At 55.1% G+C, this 12294-nt stretch carries 15 protein-coding genes; 7 read left to right on the top strand and 8 right to left on the bottom strand.

Annotated features, from left to right (window positions below; translation table 11 throughout):
* Positions 1-7 precede the first annotated feature (7 nt).
* From dtpD to LQ945_RS08275, 3 genes are read left to right on the top strand one after another with little or no spacing between them, the layout of a single operon-like run.
* Positions 8-1456 (top strand): dipeptide permease DtpD, encoded by a 1449-nt coding sequence (gene dtpD / locus LQ945_RS08285; protein ID WP_270102673.1) that lies wholly within the window; start codon positions 8-10, stop codon positions 1454-1456.
* Between the two features lie 56 nt (positions 1457-1512).
* Complete coding sequence (tilS, locus tag LQ945_RS08280) at positions 1513-2823, top strand: tRNA lysidine(34) synthetase TilS (RefSeq protein WP_269935615.1); 1311 nt, start codon at positions 1513-1515, stop codon at positions 2821-2823.
* Between the two features lie 17 nt (positions 2824-2840).
* Entirely contained in the window at positions 2841-3158 is a 318-nt protein-coding gene (locus LQ945_RS08275) for a c-type cytochrome (protein ID WP_182825708.1), read from the top strand.
* A gap of 68 nt (positions 3159-3226) precedes the next feature.
* On the opposite strand, the gene rof is transcribed toward LQ945_RS08275, so the two are convergent.
* Both rof and LQ945_RS08265 read right to left on the bottom strand, forming a co-directional pair.
* Positions 3227-3484: a Rho-binding antiterminator gene (gene rof, locus LQ945_RS08270; RefSeq protein WP_230090436.1), complete on the bottom strand. Its 258-nt coding sequence runs from the start codon at positions 3482-3484 to the stop codon at positions 3227-3229.
* Entirely contained in the window at positions 3477-3677 is a 201-nt protein-coding gene (locus tag LQ945_RS08265) for a YaeP family protein (protein ID WP_041415645.1), read from the bottom strand. Before LQ945_RS08265 ends, rof begins: the two co-directional genes overlap by 8 nt.
* 213 nt (positions 3678-3890) lie before the next feature.
* Here LQ945_RS08265 and LQ945_RS08260 point away from each other — a divergent pair, with 213 nt between their 5' ends.
* Genes LQ945_RS08260 through nlpE form a run of 3 tightly spaced genes read left to right on the top strand, consistent with a single transcriptional unit; the run spans position 3891 to position 5569 of the window.
* On the top strand, positions 3891-4439 hold the full coding sequence (locus tag LQ945_RS08260; RefSeq protein WP_044553100.1) for a YaeQ family protein: 549 nt from the start codon (positions 3891-3893) through the stop codon (positions 4437-4439).
* A gap of 3 nt (positions 4440-4442) precedes the next feature.
* Positions 4443-4856, top strand: coding sequence for an alternative ribosome rescue aminoacyl-tRNA hydrolase ArfB (gene arfB / locus LQ945_RS08255; protein WP_044553098.1), 414 nt, complete (start codon positions 4443-4445; stop codon positions 4854-4856).
* A gap of 29 nt (positions 4857-4885) precedes the next feature.
* Complete coding sequence (nlpE, locus tag LQ945_RS08250) at positions 4886-5569, top strand: envelope stress response activation lipoprotein NlpE (protein WP_044553096.1); 684 nt, start codon at positions 4886-4888, stop codon at positions 5567-5569.
* Positions 5570-5620: 51 nt separating this feature from the next.
* Here nlpE and proS read toward each other — a convergent pair whose 3' ends face one another.
* From proS to metN, 6 genes are all read right to left on the bottom strand, one after another.
* Entirely contained in the window at positions 5621-7342 is a 1722-nt protein-coding gene (gene proS / locus LQ945_RS08245) for a proline--tRNA ligase (protein ID WP_270102672.1), read from the bottom strand.
* 120 nt (positions 7343-7462) lie between these two features.
* A complete protein-coding gene (tsaA, locus tag LQ945_RS08240; protein ID WP_270102671.1) occupies positions 7463-8170 on the bottom strand; it encodes a tRNA (N6-threonylcarbamoyladenosine(37)-N6)-methyltransferase TrmO in 708 nt (235 codons plus the stop codon).
* Positions 8167-8571 (bottom strand): Rcs stress response system protein RcsF, encoded by a 405-nt coding sequence (gene rcsF, locus LQ945_RS08235; RefSeq protein WP_044553093.1) that lies wholly within the window; start codon positions 8569-8571, stop codon positions 8167-8169. Before rcsF ends, tsaA begins: the two co-directional genes overlap by 4 nt.
* A gap of 120 nt (positions 8572-8691) precedes the next feature.
* A complete protein-coding gene (locus LQ945_RS08230; protein ID WP_020828332.1) occupies positions 8692-9507 on the bottom strand; it encodes a MetQ/NlpA family lipoprotein in 816 nt (271 codons plus the stop codon).
* Between the two features lie 60 nt (positions 9508-9567).
* Positions 9568-10221: a methionine ABC transporter permease MetI gene (locus LQ945_RS08225; protein ID WP_020828331.1), complete on the bottom strand. Its 654-nt coding sequence runs from the start codon at positions 10219-10221 to the stop codon at positions 9568-9570.
* Positions 10214-11245, bottom strand: coding sequence for a methionine ABC transporter ATP-binding protein MetN (metN, locus tag LQ945_RS08220; protein WP_020828330.1), 1032 nt, complete (start codon positions 11243-11245; stop codon positions 10214-10216). The genes LQ945_RS08225 and metN overlap by 8 nt, the downstream gene beginning before the upstream one ends.
* 187 nt (positions 11246-11432) lie before the next feature.
* Between metN and gmhB the strand changes: the two genes are divergently transcribed.
* Positions 11433-11996, top strand: a complete 564-nt coding sequence (gene gmhB / locus LQ945_RS08215; RefSeq protein ID WP_020828329.1) for a D-glycero-beta-D-manno-heptose 1,7-bisphosphate 7-phosphatase — start codon at positions 11433-11435, stop codon at positions 11994-11996.
* Positions 11997-12294: the final 298 nt, after the last annotated feature.

Below are 12294 nucleotides of genomic sequence, written 5' to 3'. Positions count from 1 at the left end.
GAAACCCATGAAAACACCCTCACAGCCGCGCGCAATCTACTATGTCGTAGCCATACAAATTTGGGAATATTTCAGCTTTTACGGCATGCGTGCATTACTTATTCTCTATCTTACCCACCAACTTGGTTATTCCGACAGCCGTGCTATCAGCCTCTATAGCGCCTATGCCTCTCTGGTTTACGTCACGCCGATCCTGGGCGGCCTGCTGGCCGATCGCCTGCTGGGCAACCGCGTTGCGGTAATCGCCGGGGCGGTACTGATGACGCTGGGCCACATTGTCCTCGGTCTGAGCGCCGTCTCGACACATTCACTCTATCTGGCCCTGGCGATCATCATCTGCGGCTACGGCCTGTTCAAATCCAATATCAGCTGCCTGCTGGGCGAGTTGTACCAACCGCAAGACTCGCGCCGTGAAGGGGGCTTTTCACTGCTGTATGCCGCCGGCAACGTGGGGTCGATTCTGGCGCCCATCGCCTGTGGGCTGGCGGCAGAGCGCTATGGCTGGCACGTCGGTTTTGCGCTGGCGGGGATCGGCATGCTGGCCGGGCTGGCCATCTTCCTGTTTGGCAGCCGCCATTTCAGTCACACACGCGGGGTGGATCGTGCGCAGATGTGCGCCAACACTCTGAAGGTCCCGAACTGGGTGTGGCTAAGCGCCATGCTGTTGTTGGCCCCGTTGTTCTTCACCTCGCTGTTTATTTACGGTCTGGCAGGGCAATTACTGATGCTGGTGTGTGCCGCTGCGGTGGTGATGGTGGCGCGGATTATGATCCGGGCTACGACAGAGCAGCGCCGTGGGCTGTGGCAGATCGTCATGCTGATGCTGTTAGGCACTTTGTTCTGGGCTTTCGCTCAGCAGGGCGGCAGCTCCATCAGCCTGTTTATCGATCACTATGTCGATCGCCAATGGTTTTCCTGGACGGTGCCGACGGCTTTATTCCAGTCAGTGAATGCGTTTGCCGTGATGTTTGGCGGTGTGATGCTGGCCTGGCTGGTACGAGGAAACGGCAGCGGTAGCCGTACGCTGCGCATTTGGGGGAAATTCGCCTTTGGCTTGCTGCTGATTGGCGTCGGTTTCACCCTGATGGCGCTGAATGCCCGCTACGGTCAGGGATCGATGTTCCTGATGATAGCCGGGCTTTCCGTGATGGGGCTGGCCGAATTGTTCATCGACCCGGTCGCCATGGCGCAAATCACCCGATTGAATATCCCAGGCGCTACCGGGGTACTGACGGGCATCTATATGCTGACCACCGGCTCGATTGCAAATTATCTGGCGGGCATGATCGCGGGTCAAACCGCAGAGGATCCGGCGACCGGAGCGACCGCACAGGCCTACGCGCACCTGTTCTCGCAAATCGGCTGGTGGGCATTGGGTTGTACTGCCGCAGTGATTGCGGTGTTGGCCATGTGGTGGCTGTTGGCCGGCCGCCACCTGCGTGCGGTTAATGCTTGATTGATGGTATTGCGGGGGGTAACGTGCAGCTATCTGGACGTTATTAAGCCTAATCAATGAATAGCAATCAATTATCTGGACAGCTTGCCCGTCAACTGGGTGCGCACCGGCACTTGCTGGTGGCATTCAGCGGCGGGCTGGATTCCAGCGTACTGCTGCACTTGCTGGTGCAGTTGCGTCAACAACTGCCGGAGTTGCAGCTACGTGCGGTGCACGTGCACCACGGCCTGAGTTCATTTGCCGATCGGTGGGTGGAACACTGTCGCCAACAATGCGCCGCCTGGCAACTGCCGCTGGTGGTGCAATATGTGCAGGTCGACGGCCGTCAGGACGGCATCGAAGCCGCGGCCCGGGCGGCGCGCTATTCCGCTTTTGCTGCCACGCTGGCCGCGGATGAAACCTTGCTCACAGCGCAACACCTTGACGATCAATGTGAAACCTTCCTGCTGGCGCTAAAGCGCGGCAGCGGCCCTGCGGGCCTGTCGGCAATGGCTGCGCAAACCTCATTGGGAAATAACGGTTTGTTACGTCCATTGCTCGGCAGCTCCCGGCAGCAGTTGGAAGCTTATGCCCAGCAGCATCAGCTCAGTTGGATTGAAGACGACAGTAACCAGGACTCGCGCTTCGATCGCAACTTTCTGCGCCTGCAGGTATTGCCATTGTTGAATCAGCGCTGGCCGCATTTTGCCGCCGCGACGGCGCGCAGCGCCAGCCTGTGCGCCGAGCAAGAGCAATTGTTGGATGAGCTATTGGCAGAGCAGTTGCACTCGCTGCTCGATGAGGAAAATGCGTTGGCGATTGACGCTTTGCTGAGATGCTCGCCGGCCCGACGTTTTGCTTTGTTACGCCGTTGGATAGCGGGACGTGGCGCAAGCATGCCCTCACGCGAGCAGTTGCAGCGGCTGTGGGACGAGGTGGCGCTCAGCCGTGAAGACGCCGAACCTCAGCTACAGCTGGGGCAATATCAGATCCGCCGTTTTCGTCGGCGCCTATACCTGTTGCCATTGATGGCCGATCTGCGTCAAACCTCTCTGGAATGGTCGTTGGCAGAGCCACTGATGTTGCCGGATGGATTGGGTGCACTGGTCAGCGGGGAAGGCGATATTGTCCTGTGCGCTCCGCAGCCACAGCAGAAAGTGAGCGTTCGCTTTAGCGCCCAGGGCAAGCTCCGCATCCTGGGCCGCACGCATTCCCGTCCAATCAAAAAACTGTGGCAAGAGTTGGGTATTCCTCCCTGGCAGCGTGAGCGTACCCCGTTGATCTATTATGATGATCGGCTTATCGCTGCGCTGGGCGTTTTCGTCAGCGAGGCCGGGCAACCCTCCGAGGGGCAGCAACCCCTGCGGCTGCAGTGGCGTAAAAAATAATAAGAGCGTAAGGAGCAATGATGAAATTTGTGAGCGCAATAGCGGTGATGGTCGGTTTGAGCAGCCTGCCGGCGATGGCGGCGGGAGATGCGGCGGCAGGCAAGGATAAATCCGCCAGTTGCATGGCATGCCACGGTGCAGAAGGGAAGGTCTCGGTACCGATGTATCCTAATCTGGCCGGGCAAAACGCCATGTATCTGGAGCATGCATTGCAGGCGTATAAGAAGGGCGAACGTAACGGCGGCCAGGCGGAGGTGATGAAAGCCTATGTTTCAGCGCTGTCCGATGACGATATTGCCGATCTGGCCGCCTACTATGCCAGCCTTAAACCCTAACCAGGCTGAGGCCCTAAATGACGAGGGCAGCCGTTGGGCTGCCCTGTTGGGATGGCGTTACCGCAAAATCAGTCAGACAGGCTGACGACCACGGTACCGATTTCCGGATGACTGAAACTGAGGATGTGATCCAGACGCAAGCTGAGAGCATTGCCGGCCTGATCGATAATCAGGTACTCAACGCCCTTGGTAAATTTCAGCTCGGTGGCTTTGCCTTCGAGTTTATCTCCGTCGCGTAACTCCAGCTTCAGAATGTAGTTATGCTGACAGGCGAGTTCCAGGCTTTCATAGTCATCGCAATTGATGGATTGGTACTCATCATTCATCAACATAGTCGCTCACCAATAAGTTAGCGGCAGCAAAAGCCGCCTGTTCCCTAACGGAGGACGGTAGCGCGTTATCCGCAGCAACTTCGTCCAATGCCTTTAATACACATGCTAACGCATCAGGCACGTAGCCGCGATCACCACTGCCGATCTCGGCGTAAAAACGGCGTACTAACTCACAGTATTGTTGCACAGTTTCCTCCCTTAAGAACCTCTGCGTCATCGAAACCCTTTAGCGATGAGGCGCAGGCTCTCGGAGCTTGACTCTATCCTAGACGACTATAGCACAGCTATTCTGGAGTTATTAGCACCTGCGCGCGGCTTTCGCACTGTGCTTTACCCGGCCGTGCTGGCAGCGGTTGGGCCAAATCAAGTACACTGTCGCCTGATAATTATGAGGTCACCCATGGCGCTGAAAGCTACCATTTATAAAGCCACGGTCAATATCGCTGATATGGATCGTCATTTCTACCACGACGCCACGCTTACCCTGGCCCAACACCCTTCCGAAACCGAACAGCGCATGATGCTGCGCCTGCTGGCCTGGATTTGCCACGCCGACGAGCGCCTGGTATTCACCAAAGGCCTGAGTGCTGAAGATGAACCGGAAATTTGGCAGCGCAATGACCATAACGGGTTGGAAATGTGGATCGAAATGGGTCTGCCTGACGAGAAGCGCATCAAGAAAGCCTGCAATCAGTCACCGCGAGTGGTGCTTTACGCCTACGGGGAACGCGCCGGCCACGTATGGTGGCAATCGATGCAGAGCAAAGTGGCAAACCACAAAAACCTAAACATCCGTTTCCTGGATGATGAACAATTGAACAAGTTGGCGGCGTTGGCCAGCCGCAATATGACGCTGCAGGCCACGCTGCAAGAGGGAACTATCTGGCTTTCTGACGCTCAGAATAGTCTGGAAATCCAATTTGCCGAATGGCAACAGGCGCAGGTGTGATCGGTGCTGGAACTGTCGAGAAACGTTGCCATACCGGATAACGAACTGGAATTGACGGCGATCCGCGCGCAGGGCGCGGGTGGCCAGCACGTGAACAAAGCCTCAACGGCTATCCATTTGCGCTTTGACATCCGGGCATCCAGCCTGCCAGAGTATTATAAGGAAAGGTTGCTGGCCCTGAATAATCATTTAATTACTGCCGATGGGGTGGTGATTATTAAAGCGCAGGAATATCGCAGTCAGGAATTAAACCGTGAAGCGGCGTTGGCCAGATTGGTGGCGCTGATTCAGCAGGCGATGGTGGTGGAAAAAGCGCGCAGAGCGACCAAGCCCACGAAAGGGGCCAAATTACGTCGGCTGGAAGGCAAGGTACGTAAAGGCGCAACGAAAGCGCTGCGCGGCAAAATCCGCACTTAAGGATACATGGACACAGTAGGAGAATAGCTGTGAAGAAAATAACAATAGCCCTGTTTTTAGCGGCAGGGGCACTCTCATTATTGGGATGTAATAATCAATATCAGCCAAAGGAACAGCCTCTTCAGGCCATGCAGCAAAGTTATCAGGGCGTATTGCCTTGTGCAGACTGCGGTGGCCTGGATACTTCGCTGTTCCTGGATGAAGACGGCACTTTCGTGCTGCAGGAAACCTATCGTGACACTAAAGACGGCGACCAGACTTTCGCCGACTACGGTAAGTGGGCACGAACCGCCGATAAATTGGTGCTGACGGACAGCCGTGGCGACAAACGCTATTTCCGGCCCGCAGGCAAGAGCCTGGAAATGCTGGACCAAAGCGGTGCGGTTATCGAGTCCAAATTGAATTATCGTCTGGATCCGGTAGAGAAAGCCTTGCCTAAAACGCCGATGGCGCTGAAAGGCAGCTACACCTACATGGCGGATGCGGCGGTGTTTAAAGACTGCGCCACCGGCAAGACGTTCCCGGTAGACAATACCATCGCGTTGGAACAAGGGTATGCCAAAGCCTACAAAACGCCGGGTGAACCGGTCTTCCTGACGTTGAATGGCCACTTCAGTGTTCAGCCGTCGATGGAAGAAGGACAGACCGAAAAGGCGCTGGTGCCGGACGGTAAACTCGTTTTCGACCGCAGCAAAAATTGCGACAGCAAATAACGACCATAAAAAAACCCGCCTAGGCGGGTTTTTGCTTTCTGTCTCTGCGGATCAGCGTTTGATCTGCCCCAGCAGGAAATCAACGATTTCGCCGGTTTTGATCATTTGCTTCTCGCCGACACGGCGGTTTTTGTACTCAATCTCTTCGCTGTCGAGGTTACGGTCGCCGATAACGATAGAGTGCGGTACGCCAATCAGTTCCATATCCGCGAACATCACGCCCGGACGTTCTTTACGGTCATCGAGGATCACGTCGATGCCATGGGAACGCAGGGTGTTGTACAGCTCTTCCGCCAGCGCCTGCACGCGGAAGGACTTGTGCATATTCATTGGCAGAATAGCGACCTGGAACGGGGCGATAGCATCTGGCCAGATGATGCCGCGATCGTCATGATTCTGTTCGATAGCCGCAGCCACCACGCGAGTGACCCCAATACCGTAGCAGCCCATGGTCAGGACCTGATTACGGCCGTCTTCGCCCTGAACCGTGGCTTTCATTGCTTCAGAGTACTTGGTGCCGAGCTGGAAGATATGGCCCACTTCGATACCGCGTTTGATCAACAATGTACCTTTACCGTCCGGGCTGGTATCGCCATCGACCACGTTACGGATATCGGCAACCTGCTGCGGCAGCGGCAAATCACGCTCCCAGTTGATGCCGAAGTAGTGTTTACCGTCAATGTTGGCACCGGCGCCAAAATCGCTCATCGCCGCGACGCTGCGGTCGGCTACGACCGGAAGCTGCAGATTGACCGGGCCGAGTGAACCAGGGCCTGCGCCGACGATGGCGCGGATCTCTTCTTCGGTGGCGAAGGTCAGCGGAACGGCAACCTGTGTCAGCTTCTCGGCTTTCACTTCATTCAGTTCGTGATCGCCACGCACCAGCAGAGCAACCAGCTTGTGGCCGCTTTCTTCTTTAGCGCGAACCAGCAGCGTTTTGACCGTTTTCTCGATAGGCAGTTGGAATTGTTCTACCAGCTCGGCGATGGTCTTGGCATTTGGCGTATCTACAATGCGCAGTTCTTCGCTGGCTGCCGCACGTGGCTGAGCCGGGGCAACCGCTTCTGCCAGTTCGATATTGGCAGCAAAGTCAGAACCGGTGGAAAACACGATATCGTCTTCACCGCTGTCGGCCAGTACCTGGAACTCGTGTGAGGCGCTACCGCCGATAGAGCCGGTATCGGCATCCACTGCACGGAAGTCCAGGCCCATGCGGCTGAAGATTTTGCTGTAGGCTTCGTACATCGCATCGTAAGTCGCCTGCAGAGATTCCTGCGAGGTGTGGAACGAGTAAGAATCCTTCATCAGGAACTCGCGCGAGCGCATCACGCCGAAACGAGGGCGCACTTCATCGCGGAACTTGGTCTGAATCTGGAAGAAGTTCAGCGGAAGTTGCTTGTAAGAGCTGATCTCGTTGCGGATCAGGTCGGTGATCACTTCTTCGTGCGTTGGACCCAGTACGAATGGACGATCGCCGCGATCGACAAAGCGCAGCAGTTCAGGACCATACTGCTCCCAACGGCCGCTTTCCTGCCACAGATCGGCAGGCTGTACCACCGGCATGCAAACTTCGATCGCGTTAGCATTGTTCATTTCTTCGCGAACGATGTTTTCAACCTTTTTCAGAACGCGCAGGCCGGTCGGCAACCAGGTATAAAGGCCGGAGGCAAGCTTGCGAATCATCCCGGCGCGCAGCATCAGCTGGTGGCTGATCACTTCGGCATCGGCAGGTGTCTCCTTCAGAGTGGAGAGCAAATATTGGCTAGTACGCATGGTGTTTTGGTTCCGTTAGAACTGCAAATTGCATCGGGCAGCCACAGTGGCGGCCAAAATTGACAAAAGTGGTTTAGTTTACCAGTGCAAGCAGGTTGTCAAAAGAGAGACGGTGGAATTTTAACGCAGGTCGAGTGACAACACCTCGGTTTGCTGGCTCACCACCCGCCAGCGCACGTTGAAATCCAACAGCCAGACGGCATAATCCCGTTCCGCCTGTTGCCCCTTGCGGTAAGCCGGACGCGGATCCTGAGCCAGCACCTGAGTGATAAACCGACGTAGCTGCGGATAACGCTGCTGATGTTGCAGCAGCTGCTGTTCCGCCTCGGCAGTAAAGCTCACCGGCATATCGCCGGCTGGTGCGGCTTGGGCAAATCCGGCGCGTGCCTGCGGCTGGCTTTCGGCAAACGGCAAATAGGGTTTGATATCTACCACCGGCGTGCCGTCAACCAGATCCAGGCTGCCTAATTCCAGCACTACCTCACCGCCTTGAATACGTATGCTTTTTAACTCGATTAGCGACATGCCTAACGGGTTGGGGCGAAAGGTTGAACGGGTAGCAAATACACCCATTCGGGCGTTGCCCCCGAGGCGAGGAGGCCGAACGGTGGGGCGCCAGCCACCTTCCTGGGTTTGATGGAAAATGAACATCACCCACAGATGGCTGAAATCGCTGAGGCCACGTACCGCTTCCGGCTGGTTATAGGGGGGTAGCAGCACCAGCTCGCCGCCGCCGTCTTCGACTAACCCCGGCTGGCGGGGTACGGCGAATTTTTCTTTATACGGTGAACGAATAGTGCCGATCTGATTGAAAACGAACTCGGTCATTTGGACGAAACGTTAAGCGCAGAGCCCTGGCAAATGGCCTGTTGGTAACAGCCGGCAACGCCGCTGACAATCTGGCAGTCGTGCAGCAGCACGGCATTGGCCTTCATGTAAGACGCGCGAATCTGCATGCGCTTACGTGCGGTCGCCAGGTTCGGCGGGGAATCCTGTACCGTCGTCTGGCAAGATTCGCCGGAGACTTCACCCAAATCACGGAATGGCTTACCCACTAATTCTTCTGCACTTTTGTACAGTTTTACCGGTGCCGGACGTGCTGCAGGCGTGGTTTTTGCTGGAGTGGTTGCTGCCGGTTTGCTGGTGCTGTTTGTTGAGGGCGGCGCGAAACGCTGCGACGAACACCCTGCAAGCGCGAGCGCTAACAAACAGAGAGGTAAAGCACGCATTGAGATTCCTCTGCCTTGATGGAATATGTGAGTGGCGCTATTGAAGCAATCTATGGTGGAAATAACAAGACGGGCCGGAGCCCGTCTTGCAATTATAGGAATAAATTCGGTAATTAATGATTACCAGCCTTTAACTGCGCCGCCGTTAAAGATTTTGTTGGCCGCTTCGTTCACTTCGTCAGACTGGTAGGCCTGAACGAATTTCTTCACGTTTTCCGCATCTTTATTGTCTTCGCGGGCAACCAGCAGGTTCACGTACGGTGAATCTTTATCTTCAACAAACAGGCCGTCTTTTGCCGGCGTCAGGCCAATCTGGCTGGCGTAAGTGGTGTTGATCACCGCCAGAGCGATTTGCTGATCGTCCAGTGAGCGTGGCAGCTGCGGTGCTTCCAACTCGACCAACTTCAGGTTTTTCGGGTTTTCAGTCACGTCCAGCACGGTCGGCAGCAGGCCAACACCGTCTTTCAGCTTGATCAGGTTAACCTTCTGCAGCAGCAGCAGGGAACGGCCCAGATTGGTTGGGTCGTTTGGCAGCGCAACCTGAGAACCGTCTTTCAGTTCGTCCAGAGATTTGATCTTCTTGGAGTAACCGGCAATCGGGTAAACGAAAGTGTTGCCGACCGGGACCAGCTTGTAACCGCGATCCTTGATTTGCTGATCCAGATACGGCTTGTGCTGGAAGGCATTCAGATCGATGTCGCCTTTGCTCAGCGCTTCGTTTGGCAGCACGTAGTCATTGAAGGTCACCAGCTCGACGTCCAGACCGTATTTCTCTTTCGCCACTTTTTGCGCGATTTCAGCAACCTGCTGTTCAGCACCGACAATAACGCCGATTTTGATATGGTTCGGATCTTTTTCTTCCTGACCGCAGCCTGCCAGAGCCAGAGTACCGATCAGTGCGCCGATTGCCGCGATGGATTTAAATTTTAACGACATATCCCTTCCTCATTAGACTCGCATTTGAAATACGCTGTGTGAGCGCAGTTGCTGTAAAAACTATTTATGGGTGACGGCTTTGACGATCCGATCACCGCAGAACTGAATCAGATAGACCAGCACCACCAGTAATACTAATACGGTATTCATTACTGTGGCGTTATAACCTATATAACCGTACTGATAACCGATCTGCCCCAGCCCACCGGCGCCTACTGCACCGCCCATGGCGGAGTAACCCACCAAGGTGATCAAGGTAATGGTGGCGGCGTTAACCAGGCCCGGCAGGGCTTCCGGCAACAGCACCTTTTTGATGATTTGCATCGGAGTCGCGCCCATTGCGCGGGCCGCTTCCACCAGGCCGGAAGGGATCTCCAGCAGGGCGTTTTCTACCATACGGGCGATAAAGGGCGCTGCGCCGACGGTCAGCGGCACGATAGCCGCCTGCAGGCCGATAGAGGTACCGACGATCATCCGCGTAAAGGGAATCATCCACACCAGCAGGATAATGAACGGAATGGAGCGGAACACGTTCACTAACCCGGACAGCGTCCTGTATAGCGTATTGTTGGCGGCGATTTGCCCCGGGCGAGTCACATACAACAGCACGCCAACCGGCAAGCCAAGCACGAAACCGAAGAAGCCGGAGACAAAGGTCATCATGACGGTTTCCCACACGCCGCGCGCCATTAACCAAATCATTGCCTCAGACATAACCCAGAACCTCTACTTTTACCTGATTTTCCTGCAGGAACTTAATCGTTGCCAGCGCATCTTCATCGCTGCCGTGCAGCTCTGCCAGCATCACGCCGAATTTAACACCGCCGGCGTAATCCATCTGGGCGCTGATGATATTGTTGTTAACGTTGAAGCGGCGGGCGGCTTCTGACAGCAGCGGCGCATCAACGGACTGGCCGGTGAATTCCAAACGCAACAGCGGCTGACGGCCACCGCTACGTTCCGGAGCCAGGCGCTTGGCATAATCATCGGGGATATCCAGATGCAGCGTGGACTGAATAAACTGCTGGGCCAGCGGCGTTTTCGGATGAGAGAACACTTCGCTGACGCTGTCTTTTTCAATCAACTGCCCCTGGCTGATGACCGCAACCTGATCGCAAATGCGTTTCACGACGTCCATTTCATGAGTGATCAGCAGGATAGTGAGGCCGAGACGGCGATTAATGTCTTTCAGCAGTTCCAGAATGGAACGGGTAGTGGCCGGATCCAGTGCGCTGGTGGCTTCATCACACAGCAGGACTTTCGGTTGACTTGCCAGTGCGCGGGCAATCGCCACGCGTTGCTTCTGACCGCCAGACAGATTGGCCGGGTAGGCGTCGTGTTTGTCCGACAGCCCGACCAGCTCCAGCAATTCGGTCACGCGCTTTTTGATTTCAGCCCGTGGGGTGTTGTCCAGCTCCAGCGGCAGCGCAACGTTGCCAAATACCGTGCGGGAAGAAAGCAGGTTGAAGTGTTGGAAGATCATGCCGATTTGGCGGCGTGCGCGTGTCAGTTCGCTTTCAGACAGCGAGGTCAGATCCTGTCCGTCAACCAGCACCTGGCCGGAAGTCGGGCGCTCAAGCATGTTGGCGCAGCGGATCAGCGTACTTTTACCGGCGCCTGATGCACCGATAACGCCATAAATTTGCCCGGCAGGGACGTGAAGAGTCACGTCAGAGAGCGCGCTAATGGTGCGCGAACCCTGCTGGAACACTTTGGTGATGTTAGAAAGTTTAATCATATTCTTCTTATTTTAGCGTGGTTGCCCGTGGCTAGATAAAAGTAAACCTTGGCGTGGACCAAGGTATAAATCAGATGTTAAGGCGTCTAGACGTCTAAGTCAACGATCAACGCTGTTCACTGCCGTTCTCAGTACCGGGTAAAACATGCGATACTGTCCGGGTTTTCAGGCCCTCAGGAGCAAACCGGTGACACAAAGCGTTCCAGCAATTTTCCTCGATCGTGACGGCACGATTAATGTCGACCATGGCTACGTCCATGAAATCGATAATTTCCACTTTATAGAAGGCGTGATCGACGCCTGTCGCGAACTTAAAAAGATGGGCTTTGCTTTGGTATTGGTAACCAACCAGTCTGGCATTGCGCGCGGCAAGTTCAGCGAAGACCAATTTATGTACCTGACGGAGTGGATGGATTGGTCGCTGGCCGATCGCGATGTTGACCTGGACGGTATCTATTTCTGTCCGCATCATCCTGAAGCAGTAATAGAAGAGTACCGCCAGACATGCGACTGCCGTAAACCTGAGCCGGGCATGCTGTTGCAAGCGCAGCAAGAATTGAACATTGATATGGCCGCTTCTTATATGGTGGGTGACAAGCCAGAAGATATGCAGGCGGCAATAGCGGCAGGTGTCGGTACTAAAGTGCTGGTGCGCACCGGTAAGCCGGTCACTGAACAAGGTGAGAAACTGGCGGATTGGGTGCTAAATAGCCTGGCAGACCTGCCAGAAGCTATCAAAAAGCGGGTTTAATAGACGTTATGCATGAATAGTGAGCTGTCAGATAAAAAGTGAATATTAAACCTTGTCATTCTGAACCGGCTCCCTATAATGCGCCTCCATCGACACGGAACATGTGAACAACTTCACAGAGTCTCCGGGGTTCGAAGAGAAAAAATCCTGAAATTTAGGGGTTGACTCTGAAAGAGGAAAGCGTATTATACGCCACCTCGAGATAGCAAGCTACGGCGGCTAACTCACTGCTCTTTAACAATTTATCAGACAATCTGTGTGGGCACTCCACAAGACGATATCCAGAACCTTCGGGTTC

Origin of the sequence: Serratia liquefaciens (assembly GCF_027594825.1) — a bacterium.
GTDB classification, from domain to species: Bacteria; Pseudomonadota; Gammaproteobacteria; order Enterobacterales; family Enterobacteriaceae; genus Serratia; species Serratia liquefaciens_A.
The sequence above is the reverse complement of the archived record's forward strand: the minus strand, read 5'-3'. Positions and strand labels throughout refer to the sequence as shown.